A 21,967-nucleotide genomic window follows, 5' to 3' on the forward strand; every position below is an offset into this window, starting at 1 on the left:
GGTAGCCAGCCCAGCTCGGCAGTGCATCGGGATGTACCCCACTCTGCTAGCCTTGCGTGGCAAGCAACCCACGTTTCGTCATGACCCGCTCCTTCGCACCGCTGCACGGCATCCGCATCCTGAGCCTCGCGCTGAACCTGCCGGGGCCCGCGGCGCTGATGCGATGCCGCCGGCTGGGTGCCAGCTGCACCAAGCTCGAGCCGCCCAGCGGCGATCCCATGGGGCACTACGACCGCGCCGCCTACGCGCAACTGCACGAAGGCGTCAAGGTGCTGCAGGCCGACCTGAAGACTTCCGAGGGACAGCAGGTGCTGCAGCGCGAACTCGCGCGCAGCGACATCCTGCTCACGTCCTTCCGTCCCTCCGCGATCGCCAAGCTCGGTTTGGGGTGGAAGGAGCTGCACACGCGCCATCCGACCCTGAGCCAGGTCGCGATCGTCGGCGCGCCCGGTGCCCGGGCCGAGGAGCCGGGGCACGATCTCACCTACCTTGCGGACAACGGACTGGTGCCCGGCCTGGAACTGCCCGCGACCCTGTATGCGGACATGGGCGGCTCGCTGATGGCGAGCGAGGCGGTGCTCCAGGCAGCCCTGCGCAAGCACGAGCGCTACGCCGGCGAAGGCGACCCGCACCCGGAGGGGCTGTACCTGGAGGTGGCGCTGTCGGATGCTGCGGCGTGGCTGGCGCTGCCGCGCCGCTGGGGGCTCACGCAGCCCGCCGGATCGGTCGGCGGTGCGCATGCCGGGTATCGGGTCTATGCGTGCAAGGACGGGCGGGCAGCGGTGGCGGCGCTGGAGCCGCACTTCGCACGGCGGCTGTGCGAGGCGGCTGGCGTGAGCGGGAGCGACGTGAAGGCGCTGTTCGCGCCGGGGACGCATGAAGCGGTGGCCGCGTTCTTCGCGGCGCGCACGTGCGAGGAGCTGGATCGGCTCGCCACCGAGCAGGACCTGCCGATTCACGCGATGCGCGCCTGAGCAGGCATGGACCCCCGCCTGCGCGGGGGTGACGCATCCGCTGGCTGCGCCGGCCCGGACGCCTGCTACTTCGCCTTGCGCGCCGGCCCGGGCGCCTGCTACTTCGCCTTGCGCGTCGGCCCGGACGCCTGCTACTTCGCCTTGCGCGCCGGCTTCGCGGCGCCGGTGACGCGCGGCGGCAGGCCGGTGTGCTGCGTCAGCATGCGGCCTTTCACGGGCGCAGAGCTCGTCGAGTTCTTGCGCCGCGGGCTGGCGTAGCTGCCGTCGGTGGCCGGCTGGAAGGTCGGGATCAGGTGGTGCCTGCCGTTGCCGATCAGGTCTGCGCGGCCCATGGCCTTGAGCGCGTCGCGCAGCAGCGGCCAGTTGTTCGGGTCGTGGTAGCGCAGGAAGGCCTTGTGCAGGCGGCGGCGGCGCTCGCCGCGCACGATGTCCACCGTCTCGCTGCTGCGCGTCACCTTGCGCAGCGTGTTGCGGCCCGAGTGGTACATGGCCGTCGCGGTGGCCATGGGGCTCGGATAGAAGGTCTGGACCTGGTCGGCGCGGAAGCCATTGCGCTTGAGCCACAGCGCCAGATTCATCATGTCCTCGTCGCTCGTGCCCGGGTGCGCGGCGATGAAGTACGGGATCAGGTACTGCTCCTTGCCCGCCTCCGCCGAGTACTTCTCGAACATCGCCTTGAACTTGTCGTAGTTGCCGATGCCCGGCTTCATCATCTTCGACAAGGGGCCCTGCTCGGTGTGCTCGGGCGCGATCTTGAGATAGCCGCCCACGTGGTGCTGCACCAGTTCCTTCACGTACTCGGGCGACTGCACGGCGAGGTCGTAGCGCACGCCGGAGCCGATCAGGATCTTCTTGATGCCCTTGAGCGCCCGCGCCTTGCGGTAGATCTGCACCAGCGGCCCGTGGTCGGTCCGCAGGTTCTGGCAGATGCCCGGAAAGACGCAGCTCGGCTTGCGGCAGGCGGCCTCGATCTCGGGCGTGCGGCAGCCGATGCGGTACATGTTGGCCGTGGGGCCGCCGAGGTCGGAGATCACGCCGGTGAAGCCTTCGACCTTGTCGCGGATCTCCTCCACCTCGCGCAGCACCGACTCCTCGCTGCGGCTCTGGATGATACGGCCCTCGTGCTCGGTGATCGAGCAGAAGGTGCAGCCGCCGAAGCAGCCGCGCATGATGTTCACGCTGAAGCGGATCATCTCCCAGGCCGGGATCTTCGCGCCGCCGTACACGGGGTGCGGCGCACGCGCGTACGGCAGGCCGAACACGTGGTCCATCTCCGCGGTCGTCAGCGGGATCGGCGGCGGCGTGAGCCAGACGTCGCGGTCGCCGTGCGCCTGTACCAGCGCGCGGGCGTTGCCGGGGTTGGTCTCGAGGTGCAGCACGCGGTTGGCGTGGGCGTAGAGGACCGGATCGGACTTGACCGCTTCGAAGGACGGCAGGCGGATGACGGTGCGGTCGCGGTTCAGCTTGATCCGGGGATTGGGAACGAATTGCAGCGCCTGTTCCGGCGCCGGAGTGCCCTCACCCCCGCCCTCTCCCGCAAGCGCGAGAGGGAGAGAGTCATCCTTGGAGCACGAACCGCCCTTCGCCTTCGCCTGGTCGGCGATGGTCATGTAGGGGCTGACGTGCTCCTCGACGCGGCCGGGCGTGTCGACGCTGGTGGAGTCGATCTCGAACCAGCCTTCCGGTGTGCTGCGGCGCACGAACGCGGTGCCGCGCACGTCGGTGATGTTCTCCACCGGCTCGCGCGCGGCGAGGCGGTGCGCGATCTCCACGATCGCGCGTTCGGCGTTGCCATACAGCAGCAGGTCGCACTTGGAGTCGAGCACGATGCTGTGGCGCACCTTTTCCGACCAGTAGTCGTAGTGCGCGATGCGGCGCAGGCTGCCCTCGATGCCGCCGAGGATGATGGGCACGTCCTTGTACGCCTCGCGGCAGCGCTGGCTGTACACGATCGCAGCGCGGTCCGGCCGCTTGCCGCCGATGTCGTCCGGCGTGTACGCGTCGTCGCTGCGCACTTTCCGGTCCGCCGTGTAGCGGTTGATCATCGAGTCCATGTTCCCGGCCGTCACGCCCCAGAACAGGTTGGGCTTGCCGAGCGCCTTGAACGGTTCGGCGCTCTGCCAGTCCGGCTGCGAGATCAGGCCCACGCGGAAGCCCTGCGCCTCGAGCACGCGGCCGACGACGGCCATGCCGAAGCTCGGGTGGTCGACATAGGCGTCGCCGGTGACGAGGATGATGTCGCAGCTGTCCCAGCCGAGCGCGTCCATCTCCTTCCGGCTCATGGGCAGGAAGGGCGCGGGGCCGAAGCGATGCGCCCAGTACTTGCGGTAGCTGGTGATCGGCTTGGCGGCGCGCGCGAACAGGGAAACGTCGACGGGGGCGTTCATTCAGGGCTTCGGGGGAAGCCCGCAATTGTAGGTCGCGCGGGCCGGCAAGGAGAATGAATGGGTATTGCCTGGCTCAGCCGGGCCGCCCCTCTTCCAGCAGGCGCGCGCGCGCCTGTGCCACGAGCGCCAGGACCTCATCGGCGCGCTCGCTGCGGGCCATCAGTGCCAGCGCCACCATGGCCAGCAGCAACTCGCTGCGCTGCGCGCCGACCTCGCCCAGCGCTTCGCACAAGGCCGTGTAGCTGCGGTCCAGGTCCACGTCGGTCATGGTTGCAATCCTTTCGCCTGCAGGCAGGCGAGCACCGGCGCCGGGTCGAGGCCGCGCCAGCGGCCCATCACGTAGCCGTCGGGACGCACCAGCACCAGCGCGGTGGCATTCAGGCCGCCCGGCAATCCGTAGCGCAGCCGCGCCTGCCCATGCACGTCGGCCTCCGGCGCGATGTCCAGCACGCCGATGCCGTGCTGGGCGAGATCGGCCACGGCGCGCGGCAGCGAGCCGCCGCCGAACACGAGGCAGCTGAAGTCGGTGCCGAAGCACTGGGAGAGATGGAAGTCGCCGTGCGCGCCACCCAGCAGGGCCTCCGGGGCCGGCTGGCCGGGCGCCGCCTGCGCACTGGTCCAGGCGCCCTCTTCCGGTCCGTTCAGCGGCGAGCCCGTGTACGCGATGGGCGCGCTCTGGCGCGGGTTGATCAGCGAACGCACGGCGGGCTGGTCCAGCGCCAGCCGCAGCGTCGCTTCGCGCATCAGGCGGAAGGCGAAATCGGGCGGCGCCATGAATTCCGTGCTCTTGGCGCCGTAGGCGATGTTCTCGCGGGCGGCCTGCACGCGCTCGCTCGAATAGCTATCGAGCAGCTCCGGCGCCGCACCGCCCTCCAGCACCAGCGCGAGCTTCCACGCCAGGTTGGCCGCGTCGTCCAGGCCGGAGTTGAGTCCGCGCACGCCGAAGATCGGCACCAGGTGCGCGGCGTCGCCCGCGAACAGCACGCGGCCGTGCCGGTACGAGGGCAGCGTGAGGCACTTGGCGTTGTACATGGAGGCCCAGAGCAGCTGCCACGGCGCGGTCTCGCCGATCATGCGCAGGTGGCTTTCCACGCGCGGCAGGATGTTTTCGGGCTCGAGCGCTTCGACGGCATCCTCGTCGTCGCGCAACTGGTAGTCGATGCGCCAGACGTCGTCCGGCTGGCGGTGCATCAGCAGGGTGGAGCCCGGATTGGAGGGCGGATCGAACCAGGCCAGGCGCTCCACCGGCCGGCGCGTCTTCTGCACGATGTCGACGATCACGTAGCGGCCTTCGTACTGCGTGCCCTCCAGCTGCAGCCCGAGCTGCTCGCGCACGGTGCTGCGGCCACCGTCGCAGGCCACGAGGTACCCGCAACGCAGGCGCTGCCGCCCTTCGGGGCCCTCCAACTCCACCAGCACCCCCGCGTCGCCCGGCTGCACCTGCAGCACGCGCGTGGACCACGCCACGGGCGCGACCTGCGGCACGCGCTGCAGCGCCGCGTGGAGGAAGGCCTCCACGTGGTACTGCTGGATGTTGACCATGGGGGCGAAGCGCTGCAGCGGCTCGCTGGGCATCTGGAAGTGCAGCACTTCGCGATCGCGCCAGTAGCTGCGGCCGCCGGTCCACGGCAGCGCCTTGGCCGCCAGCGCGGGGCCCGCGCCGGCAGCGTGCAGGATCTCCTGCGAGCGCCGCGAGACGCAGATCGCGCGGCTGCCGCTGCAATAGCCCGCGTCCGCCTCGGCCACCAGGCTGGCCACGCCGTGGCGTGCCAGCAGCGCCGCCAGGGTGAGGCCGACCGGCCCGCCACCGGCGATCAGGACCGGGACTTCAGCCGGCAGCGGCGGCACTGCGGATCAGCGCTTGCGCAGCTGGCCCCGGATCTCGCCGGCGGGATGCGCCGCCGTGTGCACGTTGACGTACCACTGGCCCGAGGAGAGCTGGTTGAACTGCTCCGGGGTGAGCTTGACCTGGCCGGTGATCGGCGAGCTGCCCACGTTGGTGAACGGAACGACGACGCCGGCGTTCTGCCCCGGCCCTGCCGGCCCGTGGATGTGCGCCGCGGTGGCCGGCCCGCTCAGGCCGCTGTACGCGACGCGGTAGCTGAGGGTGCTGCTGCCGCGGTCGTACGTGACATCCGCGCTGCCGTTGCCCCCCGTGCTGACGGCGGGAGACTCCTGGGCACCGGACAGGCTGGCCGTGAAGGTCTCCGAGCTGGAGGACATGGAATTCATCATTCCGCAACCGGCGAGTCCGAGCGTCACGAGCGTGGCCGCAGCCGCCGTACGCAGAAAACCAGAACGCGTGCTCATCATGTTTCCTTTCGTTGTGTTTTGGGGAAGTGCATGATGGTCAGCGCGGCGCCCTCGGTCGTGTAGGACACCGCCGCGTGAGAGGCAAAAAGGCGCTCAGGATTTCCCGGGCAGCTTGCCGCGTGCGGCGTCGAGCTCCCAAGGGCTCGCCTCCACATTGGGACCGTCCGGATAGGACTCCGGCCCCCTTTTCACGCCGGGACGTGCCCGCGCGCCGGGCACGCCTGCCGGCACCTGCGCTCCTGCCTCGCCGACGACTTCGGCGCCCGCCGGAGGCTGCTGCGTCGCCTTGTCGCCCAGCGTCTTGTTGCCGCAACCATCGGCGTTGCCGTGGTCCTCGTTGCCGCCCTGGTTCGTGCCGGGGCCGATGCTCGTGTCTGTGCTCATGCAACGATTGTGGGAGCCGTGCCGTGCCGGGTGTGCAAGCGGCGCGAGCGCCGCGGTGTAGGAAGCGGATGGCCGCACCGGGCAACCCTTCGCAGGAGCGGGCCTACATGCGGCGGGCCCGCGTCCGACGTGCACGGCGCCAAACCGTTCCTACATTGGTGTCAGGGGTCGCCGTACCGGCGCTCCGCACCCAGGAGAATTTACATGGCACAGGGGCAAGAACAGAATCGCCAGGACCAGAACCAGCAAAGCCAGCAGAACCCGGGCCAGGGCCAGGGCGGCAGCCAGCAGGGCGGCAGCCAGCAAGGCGGCCAGCAACGGCAGCAGGACCAGCAACAGCGCCAGGGTTCGCAGGAGCAGCAGCGCCAGCAGGATCAGCAGCGCCAGCAAAGCGGCCAGGACCAGCAGCGGCAGGACCAGCAGCGCCAGCGCTGAACGCGCACGCATCCACGCGGCGGGGCAAGGCCCCGCTTTTCTTTGCCTGACCCACGATTGCATGCGCCATGAGTGAAACCGAACCCGCCGATCCACCGCAGGAAGTGCTCCGGTTCTGGCAGGAAGCCGGCCCCGGCCGCTGGTTCAAGCGCGACGCCGGTTTCGACGCGCAGTTCCGCGCCCGTTTCCTCGCCAGCCACGAGGCCGCCGCCTCAGGCGCGCTGGACCACTGGCTTGCCAGCGCGGAGGGCGCGCTCGCGCTGGTGCTGCTGCTGGACCAGTTCCCGCGCAATGCCTTTCGTGGCACGCCGCGCATGTACGCGACCGATGCGAAGGCGCGCGCGGCGGCGGACCTGGCCATCCGCGCCGGCTTCGATCGCATGGTGCCGGAGGATCTGCGCCCGTTCTTCTACCTGCCGTTCATGCACTCGGAGCAACCCGAGGATCTGGAGCGCTGCGTGCACCTGAACGAGCCGGTCGGCGGCGAATCCCTGCGCTTCGCGCGGCACCACCGCGACATCGTGGCGCGCTTCGGGCGTTTCCCGCACCGCAATGCCGTGCTGGGCCGGCCCAGCACGCCGGACGAGGAGCGCTTCCTGGCGGAAGGCGGCTTCGGCGGGTAGCCGGCCGCCTGGGCGGTCTAGCAGCGGATATCGATGCCGTCGTATTCCGCGTCGAGGGCGAGCGACGCCAGGTCGTGTTCGGAGTCGAGGAAATCGGGCCGGGTGGCTTCGAAGTCGCGATGCCGGATCCGGATCTCGCCGGGCGCGCAGCTCTCGGGTGAGATGACAATGCCGCCGACCAGCGCGCTCGCGGCGACTTCGGCCGCCCGCGCCGGGTGGCGGCCCAGCGGCGTGCACCACAGGCGCCCCTGGGCGCGGAAGAAGGCCACGGTGCACTGGCCGCTCACCACGCCGACGCGCAAGGCCACGCCGGCAGCGGCCTGCTGCAGTTCCATGGCCATGCGAACGGCCACGGCCGGGTCCTCGAAGGCGATCAGCGCCGTGGCATTCACGTACGGATCGAGCCGGCCGCCATGGCGCGCATTGATGCGCTGCAGCTCCTGGTAGAAGCGCTCGGTCACGCTGCCGGGCTGGCCTGCCGGCACCGCGGCGTCCGCGTGGACCAGCGTCAGTTCGCGCTGCTCGAAGTGGATGCAGTCACGCCCCTCGCCCAGGAACAGTTCCTTCCACACGGCCGGCGGCAACTGGTGCAGGACCTTGTCCGACAAGGCTTCCAGCAGCAGGGCATCTTCCCCGTTGATCCTGTCTCCCATGTGTCTCTCCCTTCACCTCGTAACGGGATGAAACCACGGCACGAAACCCCGGCAGTAGGGCAAAACAGCTGGGCAGTTAGGAAATTTCCCTAGGATTTCCTGGGGCGCTTGCGGGCTGCAGGCGCGCGGAGGTCCACCTCCACCCAGGTCGGCGCGTGGTCGCTGGCCTTTTCCTCGCCGCGCACCCAGGTGTCGACGCCGGCCGCGCGCAGCCCGGGCGCGAGCTTGCGGTTCAACAGGAGGTGGTCGATGCGCAGGCCGGCGTTGCGCTGCCAGTGCTGGCGGAAGTAGTCCCAGAAGGTGTAGACCGGCGCGTCGGGATGCAGCTGGCGGATCGCGTCCGTCCAGCCCTGCGCCAGCAGGCGTTCCCAGCAGGCGCGGCTTTCGGGCTGCAGCAGGGCGTCCTTGCGCCAGGAACGCGGGTTGTAGATGTCCGCATCGGTGGGCACCACGTTGTAGTCGCCGCACAACAGCACCGGGTGCTCGGAGTCCACCAGCGTGGCCGCATGGGCGATCAGGCGCTCGAACCAGGCCAGCTTGTATTCGAACTTCGGCCCGGGCTGCGGGTTGCCGTTCGGCAGGTACAGGCAGCCGACGACGAGGCCATCGACGGCGGCTTCGAGGTAGCGGCTCTGCTCGTCCGCCTCGTCGCCGGGCAGCGCGCGCCGGATCTCCACCGGCTCCTGCCCGCGCGCCAGGATGGCCACGCCGTTCCAGGAGCGCTGGCCCTTCCAGAGGGCGCCGTAGCCGGCGGCGCGGATGGCGTCGGCCGGGAAGCCCTCGTCCAGCGCCTTGAGTTCCTGCAGGCAGGCGACGTCGGGCTGCTCCTTCTCGAGCCAGCGCAGCAGGTGCGCGAGCCGCGTCTTGACGCCGTTGACGTTGAAGGTGGCGATTTTCATGGGCGGCCCGATCCTACAGAACGGCGGCCACGCCGGGCTTAGATTGGTTGCGACACAGCAAGGAGAACGAACATGCCCGATGCCAAGGACAACGCCAAGGCCAGCGGAGACGTCCACCCGCCGGAACTCGAAGAGGCAGCGCGGGAGCGCCCGCGCGGCCAGCCCGACGCCGAAGGAGCCTTCGGCAGCGACAAGGAGGCGCCGCTGGCGCGCGAGCTGGAGAACGAAGGCCGTGCCGGCAAGGGCGAGAACCAGGCCGGCTACCTGAAGGACAAGGACGCGCCCGGGATGGGCAACGAGGGGAGCAAGTCGTCCGGCAAACGCTAGGGCTTGGTGCGGCGGCGGCTGAAAGCCTCGGCGCCGCCGCTGCCGCCGCCGTCGGCGAAGTCGTGCGGATCCAGCCGGTCGCGCCGCGGCGACAAGGGCGCCTCGACGATGCTGCTCGCGGAGTTCTCGCCGTGGTCCGGCCGGGCCGGCACCGAGGACGTGGGGCGCTCCCCGCGCTTGGCGCGGCTGGAACGGGTGTCACGGGACTTCATGCGCCACAATGTGCCGACGCCCGGCCGCACCCCCTGTCGGACAAGTCCGCGAAGCGCCCCATGAAGATCGCCCTCGTGCTGCTTCCCCTGCTGTTCGCCGCCCTGCCCGGCGCGGCGCAGGAGGACCCGCTGAAGTCCCCCGCCTGCGGCGCCGCGCTGTCGCAGTTGCAGGCGGCGCGCCAGCAAGGGGCGCAGACGGCAACCGTGGAAGCGCTGCGCTCGGCGGCCGCGAACACCTGCCTGGGCAGCGGCACGCCGCCCCGGCGGCCGGGCCGCGTGCTGCAGGCGCCCATCGCAGTGCCGCCGCCGCAGATCGACGTGCCGGTTCAGGTCGCGCCCTTGCAGGTGCCCGTGCCGCTACCGGCGCCGCCACCGGTGGCGATCCAGCGCCCGCCGGCCCCGGCCCTGTGCGACGCGGGCGGCTGCTGGACCAACGACGGCACGCACCTGCAGCAGCTGCCGCCGGGCCAGATCGGCCCGCGCGGGCTGTGCACGCAGCAGGGTGGCCTGCTGTACTGCCCGTAGGCGCGAGCGCCCCTGCCCTACTTCCAGCTGTAGGTGTAGACCACCCGCAGCACGTTCACGTGCTGCACCAGCTTGCGCGTGCCGACGGTGCCGTCGGCGAACACGAAGGGCGTGCCGTTGAAGTTCCAGGCCCAGTCGTCCCAGCGCGTGCGGTAGTGGGCGAATTCGGCGCGCACGGAGGACTTCTTGTCCACCGTGTACTTGCCGGACAGCCGCAGCACGTGCTGGCGGAAGGTGATCGGAGGCAGGCCGCCGCTGGCCGCGAGCAGTGCGGCGTCCGCCGCCGAGGCGGTGGTGTCCAGCGCCTGCACGAAGGTCGCGCGGTCCTGCAGGTACGACAGGTTGGCGCCCAGTTCCAGCTTGCTGGTGGCCTTGCCGGTCAGGCCCAGCCCCACGTTGGTCTCGCCGTTGCGGAACGCCAGGAAGGCCTGGTCGGGCCGGCCCTGGTCGATCGTCTGGTTGCCGTGCGCCACGAAGCCGTTGACGTTCCACGCATCCGTGATCGCGTAGTTGAAGTCCACCGTCGCCTGCCGCATGCTCGTGTCGCGCACACCGTACACGCCGGGCGCCTGGTAGCGGTCGATGCCGACGTCGAGCGCGCCCTGCACCGAGAGCTTGTCCAGCGGCTGCCAGTCGGCCAGCAGGCGCACCTTGTCGCGGCGGCGGTCGGCCAGCGTGGGCATGAAGATCCCGCGGTCGAAGCCGATGCCGGGCGCGTTCGGGTCGGGCACCTCGGTCACGCCCAGGCCGCTGTTGTCACGCAGCCAGTTGGAACCGCTGCGCTCGCTGTGCTCCAGGGCCACGGCGCCGCTGAAGGCCTCCGTCATCTGGCGGCGCAGTTCGGCGCGGTAGGTCGTCTCCGCCGTCTTCTGCCGCTCCGCCGTCACGCCCGCGGTGGCGCTGGTCGGCGTGAACACGCCGCGGTCGATCAGTTCGCGGCCGAAGCCGAGGGTGCCGCGCCAGGCGGACGTGAACTGGTAGTTCGCCTGCAGCTTGGCCTTGGTCGTGCGGTACGGCAGTTGCCGGTTGGTGTAGAAGCTGGTGCCTTCGACGTTGTACAGGGCCAGCGGCGTCTTGTCGTCGCGATCCTCGTAGCGCAGGGTGCCCTGCACCGAGAGCTTGGCCAGCGGGCGGGTGCTGAATCCCACCTGGGCAAGCGTCGTGTCGACGCGGCCGCCGAGGTCGCTCACGCCCGCGGGAGCGCCGGACAGGCCCTCGGCCAGGAAGTTGGCGTTCTGCGTGGCCCGCGTGCGGGACAGCTTGAAGTTGACCGTGGACCGCGCGTTGTACAGGTAGGCGCCGGTGATATCCAGCTGGTGGGCCTGGTTGTCCGGCGGCAGCGCCACCGGGTTGCCCAGGATGCCCGCCAGGCCGCTGCTCACGGGCAGCAGCGTGCCGGTGGGATTGAACAGGCTGCCCGGGATCTGCGGATGGAGGCTGCCCAGGCTGTTCTGGTAGAACGAGCCGTAGTAGCCGAAGCTCAGTCGCAGTTTCTCGGCCGCAAACGACAGGCGCGCATCCACCTGGTTGTGGTCGGAGTCGATCGGCTCGGGCACGAACAGCACGCCGGACCCGGTCTGGATGCCGTTGGTGCCGGTGCAGGTGATCGCCAGCGCGGAGGGACAGGCGAAGCCGACGCCGAACAGGCGCGAACCGGTCTTGTGCTCGGTGCGTCCGCTCAGCTCGAACTGCAGCGACGGCGAGATCACCTTCCTGAAGCCGAGGCCGACGCCTTCGCGCCGCGTGCGCAGGTCCAGATCGGAGCCCGTGCCCGGCGTGACCGGCAGGAGCACGGGCGCGGCGCTGCCGACCCCGGTGATCCCGCTGTTGAAGATCACGGTTTCGCGCCGCACCAGCTCCTTGTAGTCGGCGGAGAAGACCCAGTCGCCCTGGCGCGCCCAGTGCAGGCCGAGCTCGCGGTTGTCAGTCAGCAGGTCGCTGGCGCCGAAGCGGACCGCGACGCCCGTGTCGTCGTTGCGGCGGTAGTAGTCCAGGCCGAACAGGCCGAAGACATGCTGGCTGGGACGCAGGCCGCTGTACTGGTCGAACTGCGCGCGATCGAGGCGGTTGCCGTCGACGGCGCCGAGGCCGGCGCTGACGGAAGTTTCCGTGACGGTGTCGGCGTGGCTCCAGGCCGGCGCGAAGGCGGCGAGCAGGGCCAGCGCCAGGAGGGTGGGACGGCAGCGTCCGGCGGGTCGGCAGAGGGAAAGCATCTTGTTCTTTCTTCGCTCAGCGGAACAGGAATTGCGGCGTCGGATTGGTCGTCGCGGGGTTGTTCGAGCCGTGGACCTGGGTGTGGCAGTTGCTGCAGGCGCGGCCCTGCCACGTGTTCACGACGTTGCGGCCGCCGGTGTTCGGGCCGACCGCGGGCGGCACGCCGACACGCGGGGCGGTGAAGACGCCGGGCTGGCCACCGACCGCGCCGACGCCGCCGGTGACGTGCGGCGTGTGGCATTGCATGCACAGCATCGGCGGGCGCGCCTTGAGCATCGCCTGCACCGTGCTGCCGTGCGGGTTGTGGCAACTGGCGCAATCCTGCGTGGCCGGCTCGTGCGGATGCACGAAGGGGCCGCGCTTCTCGGCGTGGCAGCTGTAGCAGGTGTCGTTGGTGCTGTCCTTCTTCGCCAGCTTGGGGCCGGCGGAGCCGTGGACGTTGTGGCAGTCGCGGCAGGCCATCTTGCCTTCCGGGATCGGGTGGTGCGAGGGCCGCGCGAGCTGCGTGCGCTGCTCCTTGTGGCAGCCGTAGCAGAGCTCGGTCTCGGTGGCGCGGGCCAGCGCCTTGTCGGTGTTGGTGTGGTTCTGGTGGCAGTTGTTGCAGGCGATGTCCGCTGCCTCGTGCTGGCTGCCGGCCCACAGCATGCGCTTGGTTTCCTTGCTGTGGCAGCTGGTGCAGACGGCATTGCGCACGGCGACCGGCGAGGCGGTCTTCTTGCCGTAGGTGATGTCCGGCGGCAGCTGCTTCGGGGCGCCGGCCGGCTTCTTCACGTGGCCCGGGCTGGGGCCGTGGCAGGTCGTGCAACCGGGCGTGCGGGCATCCGTGGGATGCGAGTGCGCGTGGCGGCTGGAGTCCGAGAGGTCCTCGGCGTCGTGGCATTCGACGCAGGCCTTGGACGCCTCCGCGTCCACCCCGGCGAGGGCGGCCGGGGCGGCCCACCCTCCCACGCAAAGCAGCAGGGCTGCCAGTACCGTGCGCAATCGCATCATCGTTCTTCTCGGTGCGTTGTTACTTCTGCCCGTGGACGATGTCCACGCCCTTGAACATGCCGCTCGCGTGGCAGTCCATGCAGGTTTCCGTCGTCACCATCGACAGCGCCTGCGTCTTGTCGCCGAAAGTGGCGTTGCCGAAGCTCGCCACGTGGCCCATGGCCTTGGGCGAGTCGTGGCACGCCGTGCACGAGGCGGCCTTGGGCGAGATCACCTTCCACTGCAGCGGGTCGGTCACGCCGGCGTCCTTCTTGATCACGGCGCCGACCGTGCCCTTGTCGAGCTTGTACGAGTTGTCGACGTGGCAGACGTTGCAGTTGATGCCCACGCCCGGCCAGGCGACTTCGGCCGCGTAGTTCTCGACGCCGGCCGCCAGGGGCGCGCCGCCGGTGGCGGAGGTGCCGTCCTTGTTGAAGGCGCCGACCACCGCGTTGCCGTGCGTGAACGGGAAGGTGCGCCTGGAGCTGCCGTGGATGCCGTGGATCATCCGCTTGAACTGGTAGGACTCGTTCAGGTCCACGCCGTTGGTCATCTTCGTGGACGAGACCTTGTTCGGGTCGTGGCAGATCACGCACGCTTCGACGATGTTGCGGGCGCCCGAGTGGAAGGCTTCGGCCAGCGTGTTGGCGCCCGAGGTGGTGCCCAGCGCGCCGTGGCAGACGTTGCACTTCTCGCTCGAGACCACCTGGCGGCGCGGCTGCAGCGTGCCGGTGAGGGCGAATTCCTTGAAGGTGTTCTGCACCACCACGTTGACCAGGGCACGCGGCGTCACCTGCGGGCGCGGGTCGGCGGTGGACTGGACCTGCAGCTTGGGCTCCTTGATCTGGCCGATGGACACCACGCGGGCGGTGCCGGAGATCACGTGGGTGGCCGAGGGCGTGGGCAGCGAGACGGTTGCGGTGTAGTGGTTGCTGCCGTCGTTCTTGCCGGTGTAGGCGAACACCGCCGCGGTATTGCCGCCGTTGTTGTAGCTGGTGAACTCGGTCGTGCCCGCCGCCTGCCCGGCGAGGCTGCCGTAACCGACGATCAGGCGCAGGTTGCCGAACTTCGTGCTGCCCGAGCAGGTGACCGGCGTGCCGGTGCACTCGCTCGTCACCAGGTCGTAGGCGGCGTTGTTGCTGGTCGGATCGGACAGGAAGTACTTGAGGGTGACCTGGTTGGTGCCCGCGTCATACGAGGCGGCCTCGATGTTCATCTTGTACTTCGCCGCGTTTTCCTCGTTCTGGTTGAAGTGCACGCGCTCGGGGGAGATGGCTCCGCCGGGGGCGTGGCAGCGGACGCACTCGCTGTTCTTCAGGAACGTGGCGGCGGCGTTCGGGTCGCGGTTCTGGTTGAAGAAGGTGTGCTGCGTGAACCAGAAGGAGCCGGGCTTGCTGTCGTGGCAGGTCAGGCAGGCTTCGCGGCTCGCCTTCGACTTCCAGTTGTCGCCCTGCGGGGTGGCGGGATTGCTGCCCGTGTGGCACTTGGTGCAGTTGCGCAGGTCCTGCGGGAAGCCGACTTCCGCGAAGCTGACCTTGGTGTTGTTGTACCCCCAGATCGTGTAGTCCTCGCCCTTGGACTTCAGCAGCTTGCCGGCGTGGATCTTGTGGACCATGGTGGACAGCGTCAGCACGTTGCCGCTGTTCGCGTCCGTGGTGCCGGGGTTGTGGCACATCACGCAGAACTGCGTGTCGACGCGGCCGCCGCCGTGCAGCGCGAGCTTCTCGTGGCAGGTGTTGCACGAGCTCACGTCGGTCATCTTGCGGGTGAGCGCCGGGTCGGTGACGGCCACCGAGTTGCCGTTGGCATCGATGGTGAAGTCGAAATAAGGATTGACCAGCACCGTCTCGCCGGCGGCGTTCTGGTAGGAAAGCTGGATCGCCACGCGATGCGTGCGGGCCGGCTCGAACACCACGCCGTTGGTCTTGGCCGGATCCTTCACGTTCGTGCTGAACGTGTAGGTGTAGTAGCCCGCCGGGTTGAACACGAGCTGCGGCGTGGCGGCATCGGCGGGCTGCGGGTCGGTCGTCGCCTGCATGGCGCTGGCCAGGGCGGCCTTGCCGTTGGGGCCGACGGTGGGCGTCGCCGTTTCCTTGCGGGAGATGTAGTTCACCCACTGGTCCGGGTCGCCGTTGGTGCCGGGCACCAGCTTGGCGAGCGCGAAGCGCATGTTGGCGAGCGTCAGGCCCTGCACCACCTTGCCGTTGGAGAACACGGTGAACTTCACCACCGGCGGGCTGTTGATCGTCACGGCCGGAACGCCGGCCGACTGCACCACAGCGAAGGAGGCCGAGGTGCTGGTGGCGGAGTCGTTGGCCGGGATCGCCGCGGCCGTCGCGATGGCTTGCGCGAGCGCGCCCGAATCGACCGCTGCGCCGCCAGGCGAGGCCGGGGCGTCGCCGCCGCCACCACCGCCTCCACAAGCCGCCAGCAGGACGGAAAGGGCCGCGATGGCCATCTTCCCGTGCCGCATGAATGAATTCAGCATACCGCCTCCAGTGGCCCCGCAGGACCCCCTCTTTGAAACCCGATTTCTTTGCTGGACGCCCGCGCGGTCGTACGTTGCGCTGCGGTGCGTGCCTGTCTTGCGCCTGTGCCGCCCGGCCCCTGCGCAGCCTGCATCCCTTGCGGATGCAGCTGCGGCCGGTGCCTCCCCGGGGCGGCCTGCGGCGCGCTCAGTGGCTTACTGCGAGAGGACCCACTTGATCAGGTTGGCGCGGGCCTTGTCGTCCTTCAGCACCTTGTGCTCCTCTTCGGAGCCGTCATCGAGCTTGACCTTGGGGTTGGAGGTCAGGAAGGTTTCGAGCTTGGCTTCGCCATCGGCCTTGCCCTTGTACTTGGCAGCGACCTTCTGGTAGGACGGGCCCTTCTTCGACTTGTCGACGGAGTGGCACTTGGTGCAGTTCTCGGCCTTCAGCGTCTTGAGGGCGGCTTCGGCATCCTGGGCGGCGGCCGGCATGGTGAACGCGAGGGCGGCGATGGCGGTGGAGATGAGGGTAAGGACTTTCACGATTTGCTCCTGGTGAAAAACGATGTCGTGCTATAGGAGTGATGGTGCTCCGCGGGCACTGGAGCCACGTTGACAAATGTCAACGGGCACCCTACGCAGCGCTTTTGCGCACCTGCGATTTGCGATAGGTGGCGCGACTGCCACACACGCGCAGCGTGCAAATGAAAAGACCCGCAGACGTTGCGTCTCCGGGCCCTTGCCTGCAGGTGCGGGGGTGGCCCGCACCTGCATGCTGCGCGATCAACTGCGTCGCGCGTTACTTCGCATGCACCGCCTTGATGTCGGCGATCTTGCCGGAAGCGTGGCAGACCAGGCATTGCTCGGTCTTGCCGAGGGCCGTGGCGCGCGCTTCGTAGATCGAACCGCCGTTGGCCGTCATGTGCGCCTGCGCCAGGCTCGAGTCATGGCACGCGAAGCACACCGCGGCCGTCGGCGAGCTCACCAGCGTCGTGCCAGCTGCGGGCGTGAGCGTGCCGGTGGCAGCTGCGTACTTCGGCTCCGGACCGTAGGCCGTTCCCGACTGGATGTACGGCGAGGTGGAAATGCTGGCGTTGAGCGTGCCCGCCGCCACGGTGCGCGGCAGCCGGCCGGCCTGCTGCTGCGACGAGGCGCTGGCGCTGAAGTCGTAGGTGCCGGGCAGGTGGCAGGTTTCGCACTTGCTCAGGATGCCGGGGTACTCGATGCCCGCGAACGAGCTCTCGGGCGAGGCCGCATGCCAGTTGAAGCCGGTCCCGCGCTTGGAGCTGGCGTGGATCGCGTGGATGAACGAGGTCGAGTCCGCAGACCAGCCGCTGCTCGTCTTGTTCGGGTTGTGGCACCAGGAGCAGGTCGTACCGTCGTTGCGCTGGCCGGCGTGGAAGGACTCGATCGTGAACGCACCGAGTTCCTCGTGGCAGGAGTTGCAGCGCTTGTCCTCGACGATCGCGCGGCGGGCCGTGTAGCCGTCGCCGACCTTCTGGACGTCCTGCGCGATGACGATCAGGCCACCGGTCTTCTTGCCGGGAACGACAGGCGAGTCCGCCGTGCCGAAGCGGGGCTTGCGCGTCGCGTCGGCGAGCGAGCTGTCGACCAGGTTCACCTGCGTCAGCGGCTGGGTGGCGGTGAGGCCGTAGGTGTAGCCGATGCCGCCCGTGAGCATCTTCGCGTCGTCGGGGACGGTCACGCCGGTCAGCGTCACGGTGTAGTAGCCGCTGGCGTCCGGACCGGTCAGGGTGCCGGCGCCGGCGCCGGTGGCGGTGCCGTTCCAGATCGTCTTCAGGTAGCCCGAAGCGGAGGCGTTGAAGTCCGTGGGCGAGGCGATGCCGTCCTGCGGCACGGCGAACACGAAGTACGCGCTCGGCGAACCGACGAAGTTGTCCCACATCTCGGTCTTGGCGGCCTTGTCGTTGAACGCGACCGCGGTGCCGTTCTGCAGCATCCTGAACACCATCACGGGCTGCTTGCTGGCGTTGCGCGACACGCTCTTGACGTCGTACGCCACCTTGATCGCGCCGGCCGGCAGGTTGTCGGCCTTGGAGGCGATCCACGCGGCGTTCGTGTTGTTGTTGCCGCCGGGGATGGCCAGCGAGTTCAGCGGGTTCGGCGGCGTGACCGCAAGGTGGTACACCTTCTCGATCGAGTTCGCGTCATGGCACAGGGCGCACTTGCTGTCGTCGGCCTGCACACCGCCGATGTGGCCGGTGGCCGCGGGCGGGAGTCCGTCGATCTTGGACTGGTTGGCGGCGGCGTTCGTCACGCCCTGGCCGGTGGCGAAGTTGATGCCGTCGTGGCAGGCGCCGCAGGCAAGGCGGCTCGGCACCGTCTTGAAGTTGGCGGCTTGCGGGGCGACCTTGGGCGCGCTGCTGTCATGGCACTTGCTGCAGTTGCGGATGTCCTGCGGATAGCGCGTTTCGTTCAGCTTCACGCCGGCGTAGTTGTAGCCTTCCTTGACCAGCAGCTCGCCCTTGTGCACGCGGTGGATCAGCACCGGGAAGTCGCCGATCGTCACGCCGTCGGCCACGCTGGTGCTGGCCGCGGTGAAGACGTTGTTGGTCGACGTCGCGTTGGTCTGGCCGAACTTGCGCTGGTCGGTGTGGCAGGTCACGCAGAAGCGCGGGTCATACCGGCTGCCGCCGTGGAAGGTGGCGCTTTCGGTGCCCGGGATGCCACCGAGCTTGCCGTGGCATTCGTTGCAACTGAGCTTGTCCACGATCAGGCGCTGGCCCGGATCGGCGGCGGTGAGCACCTTGCCGCTGGCGGGAATGAAGTCGAAGACGGCGTTGTTCGGCTTGGCCAGGGGCACGGCCGGAACCACCTGCACTTCGTTCGCCGTGTTGGTGCCGGTTCCCGGGACGTTGCCGGAAATCTGCAGCACGAGGCGGTGCACCGCGTTCGGGTCGTACGTCAGGTCACCCAGGTCGGCGGCCTTGTTGGCGCCGGTGAGCGTCATGGCAGCAACCTGCGCCTTGGCCTGCGTGATGTCGCGGAAGAACGTGTACTTGTAGGTGCCGTCGCCGTTGTCCACCAGCGTGCCGTTGCTGTCGCTGGTGGGGCGCGACGCGGTCGCCGGAGACGTCGCCGTCGGCACCGAGGTCACGATGTAGCTGACCCACTTGCTCGGCCCGGTGGCCTGCGCCGTGGCGCCGGGCGCGCCGGGGACCAGCTTGGCCAGCGTGAAGGCGAGGTTCTGGTAACGGGCCACCGTCGCGGTCGCGGACTTCGTGGCCAGGCTCAGGCCTGCGATCGGCCGGCCGTTGGCGTCGGCGAGCTTGAAGCTGACGACCGGGGGGCTGGCGATGGTCACGCCGGTGATGGTCGCATTGAACTCCGTCGCGGCAACCTGCTCGGGCGACAGCTGCGACAGGGTCACCAGGTTCGCCGGCGCGCCGGCCGTACCCGAGGGAGCGGAAGGACCCGCAGGGCCCGCGGGGCCCGCAGGACCGGCCGGACCGGCGGCGCCGTCCGAGCCTCCACCGCAACCATGCAGCATCAGTGCTGCGGTTGCGGCGACTGCCACGAACCGTGACAGCCTCATCAACCTATTCATCTCGATATGCACCATACCCTCCTTGGTGGATGCCACCTTGCTAACCAAACTGCCCTGACGACAGAGCATTCCTCGAGTCCGCCCGTACCACTCCAGCGTCTCGTGCGCCATCCAGCGTGTTGCCATCACTTGCTGGCGGCCTTTCCGAACTTCGCGTCCTTCTGGCGCGCGACCACGTATTCACGCAGTCCCTGGTACGCCAGCGGCGAAACGATGTTGCGGGTCTGCAGGTGTGCCTTCGAGAGGAAGGGACGCCCTGCGATGATCCGGTCGGCCTCCGCAGCGCCGATGCCCGGCAGCTTCATGAGTTCCTGCCGGCTCGCGCTGTTGATGTCCACCGGCTCGACACGCGCCGGCGGCCGCGCCTTGGCGGCATCGGCCTTCTGCGCCGGCGCGGCCTGGGCCGGCTTCGCCTTCTGCGGCTGCGCCTCGGCGCCGAGCGACAGGCCGGCGAACAGCGAGCAGCCAAGGGCGACGAGGGCCGTGACGAAGATGCGTTGCTTCATGAGGTGTTCCAACTTTGCTGGGAATTCTCCGGACCCGCGGTGCGCGCTGATATCGGAGTCCGTTCAAAGTTCCCCTAGGAATCGTCCGAGACCCGAAGGCGCGCTTTCGCACTCGGTGGATGCGAGCGATTCGCGGCTGGCGCACCGATACGGTGACCTGCATCAAACTTGTGCGGCCCCGCGCCGTCATCGCATGCGGCGGATCTCTTCATTGCGCGCGCACGCTGCAGCGCAAAGGCCACATCCCGAGCAACGCGCTCGGTCATTGCCGCGCGTTGCGCCCTGCTACGTGCGCAAGACGCAACCCTGAAAGCGCTGCGCCGGCACGGCCCGAAGGCACGTGCCGGCGCAGCGGCTTCTCAGGTCCGCCTCACGGCGGCTTCAGCTCACACCACGACCCCTGCCGGAAGGGACGGCCCGCCGGTGGAGAAGAAGCCGATGGCCACCAGCGTCAGGATGGTCAGGCCGATCAGGATCAGCGTGAAACCGAGCAGGCGGGACAGCTTCATCTGCAGCTTCGAGGGCGGCTCGACCAGGTGCTTCTCCAGCTCGCCGCTCTGCAGCAGGCGCTGGTACTCCAGCGGGTGTTCCTTCTTGAACTCGTCCAGCGGCATGCTGCCCGTGAACATCACCACGTCGACCGGGAACTTGTCCGGACGGAAGTGGTTGTTGAAGAAGTGCACCGTGAAGAGGAACACCACCGCCAGGAACGCCTCTTCGCTGTGGAAGATCGTCGCCACGTTGAACACCCACCCCGGCAGGAACTGGCCGGCGAAGCTGGGCATCCACATGATCAGGCCGCTCACGCCGATGATCGTCACGCCCCAGAAGGGAGCCCAGTAGTCGAACTTCTCCCAGTAGCCCCAGCGGTCGATCTTCGGCCGCGGGCCCTGGCCCAGGAACCACTTGAACATGCCGATGCAGTCCTGCAGGTCCTTGAGGTTCGGCACCATCGAGTACGGGCCGAAGACCTTCCAGGTGCGCCACTGGCGGCCCAGCTTGATCACCACGTAGAACAGGTGCCAGAAGAAGATGCTGGCGAACACCGTGGCCGCGCAGCGGTGGATCAGGCCGGTCACCTTCGGGCCGCCGAAGAAGTTCATGACCGCGTGCGCCCACGGCACCTCGGGATAGAACAGCGGCATGCCGGTGATGGCCAGCACCATCACGCTCAGGGCGAACGTGAAGTGCGCGATGCGCCAGGTGCGCGTGAAGCGCTGGAACTGCTTGGCCTGCAGGGCGACCGGAACCTCGTCGACGCGCACGTGCACGGGGCCGCCGCCACGCTCGCGCCGGTCCTTCCATTCACGGTAGAACCACAGGATGGTGTGCAGCCAGAAGAACGCGAACGTTCCGATCAGCAGGCCGCTCATCCCCCACGACGCCGCCGTCACTTCCGGATAGCGCGTGAAGTTGCCGGGCTCGGCGTGCGGCTGGAAGCTCACGAAGCCCTTGCTCACCGGGGCCAGGCCCTTCTTGGCGTTGTGGCAGGAGCCGCAGGTTTCCAGGCGGTTGTCCGGGTGCACCTTGGAGGCCGGATCCTTCACCCGCACGATGTCGTGGCTGCCGTGGCAGTCGTAGCACTTGGCGGTGTAGCCGTAGCCGAGCGTGTTGGCCGCGCCGTGGAAGGTGTCCTTGTAGGCATCGAACTGCTTGCCGTGGCAGTTGCCGCACTGCGCCGTCACGGTCAGCTTGAACGGTTCGCTGGAGGTGTTGGCCACCTTGTGCGCGAAGTGGCAGTCCGAGCACGTCGCCGCGTCGGCCAGCATGCGCTTGGCGTTCTCCTTGCCGTGCACCGACTCCTTGTAGGTGTCCAGCTGCTCGGAGTGGCACGAGCCGCAGCGCTCGGAAATGCCGAGGCGCCACTGCGTGTTCTCCGTCGAACTCTTGTTCACCGGCACGTTGAAGCTGTGCGTGTCGTGGCACTGCGAGCACGTCGCGTTCGGCTTCGTCTTGTCGTCCGGGTTGGGCCGCGCGTGGAACGACTTCTTGTAGTTCTCGATGTTCGTCGCGACCGCCTTCAGGCGCGGCCGGTCATCGGCCCGCCCGCGCTTGACGGTCTGCTCCCACAGTTCCTGGTGGCACGACGCGCAGTCCACCTTGGCGAGCGGCTGCGCGTCCTTCTGGTGCGCGTTGTTCTTCTCCGCGTTGTCCTTGATGTCGGCGTGGCAGGCCACGCACTCCATCTGGGAATGGACGCCTTTTTCGAACTTCTGCTGGTCGACCGGGCTCAGCGCGCGCGGCTTGCCGGCGGCCGTGGGCACCTCGAGTTTGCCCTTGGTGCCGTCGTGGCAGCCAAGGCAGGTGCCGTTGTCGATCTTCACCTTGGCCGTGGCTGGCGCATCGCCCTGTGCGGCAGCGTTGCCGGCAAGGCCGCCGATACCGAGGCAGGCGAACACCAGGCCGGCGGAGAGTGCCGCCCGGCGCAGGCGTGCAAGGAGGCCCGCATGTTCCATAGTCGTTCCTGACTTCAAAAAAGAGGCGAAGGGCCGTCGTGCAGCCCGCCGCCGT

The 21,967-nt window shown here is 68.9% G+C and carries 20 protein-coding genes; 5 read left to right on the forward strand and 15 right to left on the reverse strand.

Going from position 1 to position 21,967, the window contains the following annotated elements; all coding sequences use genetic code 11:
• The first annotated feature begins 80 nt into the window (after nucleotides 1-80).
• The gene (locus tag JI746_RS07850; protein WP_201688267.1) at nucleotides 81-974 is read left to right on the forward strand and encodes a CoA transferase; all 894 of its coding nucleotides are present in this window, start codon (nucleotides 81-83) and stop codon (nucleotides 972-974) included.
• Between the two features lie 131 nt (nucleotides 975-1,105).
• Here JI746_RS07850 and JI746_RS07855 read toward each other — a convergent pair whose 3' ends face one another.
• From JI746_RS07855 to JI746_RS07875, 5 genes are all read right to left on the reverse strand, one after another.
• Nucleotides 1,106-3,361 (reverse strand): YgiQ family radical SAM protein, encoded by a 2,256-nt coding sequence (locus tag JI746_RS07855; protein ID WP_201688268.1) that lies wholly within the window; start codon nucleotides 3,359-3,361, stop codon nucleotides 1,106-1,108.
• A 73-nt stretch (nucleotides 3,362-3,434) separates the two neighbouring features.
• Nucleotides 3,435-3,629 carry a hypothetical protein gene (locus JI746_RS07860; RefSeq protein WP_201688269.1) on the reverse strand — a complete coding sequence of 65 codons (195 nt, stop codon included), beginning with the start codon at nucleotides 3,627-3,629 and terminating at the stop codon, nucleotides 3,435-3,437.
• The gene (locus JI746_RS07865; protein WP_201688270.1) at nucleotides 3,626-5,209 is read right to left on the reverse strand and encodes an FAD-dependent monooxygenase; all 1,584 of its coding nucleotides are present in this window, start codon (nucleotides 5,207-5,209) and stop codon (nucleotides 3,626-3,628) included. Before JI746_RS07865 ends, JI746_RS07860 begins: the two co-directional genes overlap by 4 nt.
• A gap of 6 nt (nucleotides 5,210-5,215) precedes the next feature.
• Nucleotides 5,216-5,584 (reverse strand): CHRD domain-containing protein, encoded by a 369-nt coding sequence (locus JI746_RS07870; protein WP_236599668.1) that lies wholly within the window; start codon nucleotides 5,582-5,584, stop codon nucleotides 5,216-5,218.
• A gap of 183 nt (nucleotides 5,585-5,767) precedes the next feature.
• Entirely contained in the window at nucleotides 5,768-6,058 is a 291-nt protein-coding gene (locus tag JI746_RS07875; protein ID WP_201688272.1) for a hypothetical protein, read from the reverse strand.
• 204 nt (nucleotides 6,059-6,262) lie between these two features.
• On the opposite strand from JI746_RS07875, the gene JI746_RS07880 reads away from it, so the two are divergent.
• Together JI746_RS07880 and JI746_RS07885 are read left to right on the forward strand one after the other, a co-directional pair.
• Nucleotides 6,263-6,493, forward strand: coding sequence for a hypothetical protein (locus JI746_RS07880; RefSeq protein ID WP_201688273.1), 231 nt, complete (start codon nucleotides 6,263-6,265; stop codon nucleotides 6,491-6,493).
• Nucleotides 6,494-6,561: 68 nt separating this feature from the next.
• On the forward strand, nucleotides 6,562-7,116 hold the full coding sequence (locus JI746_RS07885) for a DUF924 family protein (protein ID WP_201688274.1): 555 nt from the start codon (nucleotides 6,562-6,564) through the stop codon (nucleotides 7,114-7,116).
• A 17-nt stretch (nucleotides 7,117-7,133) separates the two neighbouring features.
• Here JI746_RS07885 and JI746_RS07890 read toward each other — a convergent pair whose 3' ends face one another.
• Both JI746_RS07890 and xth read right to left on the reverse strand, forming a co-directional pair.
• Nucleotides 7,134-7,769, reverse strand: a complete 636-nt coding sequence (locus JI746_RS07890) for a hypothetical protein (RefSeq protein ID WP_201688275.1) — start codon at nucleotides 7,767-7,769, stop codon at nucleotides 7,134-7,136.
• Nucleotides 7,770-7,858: 89 nt separating this feature from the next.
• Nucleotides 7,859-8,668, reverse strand: coding sequence for an exodeoxyribonuclease III (gene xth / locus JI746_RS07895; protein WP_201688276.1), 810 nt, complete (start codon nucleotides 8,666-8,668; stop codon nucleotides 7,859-7,861).
• Between the two features lie 72 nt (nucleotides 8,669-8,740).
• On the opposite strand from xth, the gene JI746_RS07900 reads away from it, so the two are divergent.
• Complete coding sequence (locus JI746_RS07900; protein ID WP_201688277.1) at nucleotides 8,741-8,995, forward strand: hypothetical protein; 255 nt, start codon at nucleotides 8,741-8,743, stop codon at nucleotides 8,993-8,995.
• Here JI746_RS07900 and JI746_RS07905 read toward each other — a convergent pair.
• On the reverse strand, nucleotides 8,992-9,207 hold the full coding sequence (locus JI746_RS07905; protein WP_201688278.1) for a hypothetical protein: 216 nt from the start codon (nucleotides 9,205-9,207) through the stop codon (nucleotides 8,992-8,994). The genes JI746_RS07900 and JI746_RS07905 overlap by 4 nt on opposite strands.
• Before the next feature lie 60 nt (nucleotides 9,208-9,267).
• On the opposite strand from JI746_RS07905, the gene JI746_RS07910 reads away from it, so the two are divergent.
• Nucleotides 9,268-9,732 carry a hypothetical protein gene (locus JI746_RS07910; RefSeq protein WP_201688279.1) on the forward strand — a complete coding sequence of 155 codons (465 nt, stop codon included), beginning with the start codon at nucleotides 9,268-9,270 and terminating at the stop codon, nucleotides 9,730-9,732.
• 17 nt (nucleotides 9,733-9,749) lie between these two features.
• Here the strand turns inward: JI746_RS07910 and JI746_RS07915 are convergent, their stop codons facing one another.
• The 7 genes from JI746_RS07915 to JI746_RS07945 all read right to left on the reverse strand — a co-directional run bounded on the left by JI746_RS07915 (nucleotide 9,750) and on the right by JI746_RS07945 (nucleotide 21,912).
• Nucleotides 9,750-11,945, reverse strand: a complete 2,196-nt coding sequence (locus JI746_RS07915; protein WP_201688280.1) for an MtrB/PioB family decaheme-associated outer membrane protein — start codon at nucleotides 11,943-11,945, stop codon at nucleotides 9,750-9,752.
• Between the two features lie 16 nt (nucleotides 11,946-11,961).
• A complete protein-coding gene (locus JI746_RS07920) occupies nucleotides 11,962-12,936 on the reverse strand; it encodes a DmsE family decaheme c-type cytochrome (RefSeq protein WP_236599669.1) in 975 nt (324 codons plus the stop codon).
• Nucleotides 12,937-12,955: 19 nt separating this feature from the next.
• Nucleotides 12,956-15,403, reverse strand: coding sequence for an OmcA/MtrC family decaheme c-type cytochrome (locus JI746_RS07925; RefSeq protein ID WP_201688281.1), 2,448 nt, complete (start codon nucleotides 15,401-15,403; stop codon nucleotides 12,956-12,958).
• Between the two features lie 195 nt (nucleotides 15,404-15,598).
• Nucleotides 15,599-15,925, reverse strand: coding sequence for a c-type cytochrome (locus JI746_RS07930; protein WP_330892965.1), 327 nt, complete (start codon nucleotides 15,923-15,925; stop codon nucleotides 15,599-15,601).
• Between the two features lie 256 nt (nucleotides 15,926-16,181).
• On the reverse strand, nucleotides 16,182-18,773 hold the full coding sequence (locus tag JI746_RS07935) for an OmcA/MtrC family decaheme c-type cytochrome (protein ID WP_201688282.1): 2,592 nt from the start codon (nucleotides 18,771-18,773) through the stop codon (nucleotides 16,182-16,184).
• A 302-nt stretch (nucleotides 18,774-19,075) separates the two neighbouring features.
• Nucleotides 19,076-19,456 carry a ComEA family DNA-binding protein gene (locus JI746_RS07940; protein ID WP_201688283.1) on the reverse strand — a complete coding sequence of 127 codons (381 nt, stop codon included), beginning with the start codon at nucleotides 19,454-19,456 and terminating at the stop codon, nucleotides 19,076-19,078.
• A gap of 386 nt (nucleotides 19,457-19,842) precedes the next feature.
• On the reverse strand, nucleotides 19,843-21,912 hold the full coding sequence (locus JI746_RS07945; RefSeq protein ID WP_201688284.1) for a multiheme c-type cytochrome: 2,070 nt from the start codon (nucleotides 21,910-21,912) through the stop codon (nucleotides 19,843-19,845).
• Nucleotides 21,913-21,967 lie beyond the last annotated feature (55 nt).

The organism is Ramlibacter alkalitolerans (genome assembly GCF_016722765.1).
In the GTDB taxonomy this organism is placed as follows: domain Bacteria; phylum Pseudomonadota; class Gammaproteobacteria; order Burkholderiales; family Burkholderiaceae_C; genus Ramlibacter; species Ramlibacter alkalitolerans.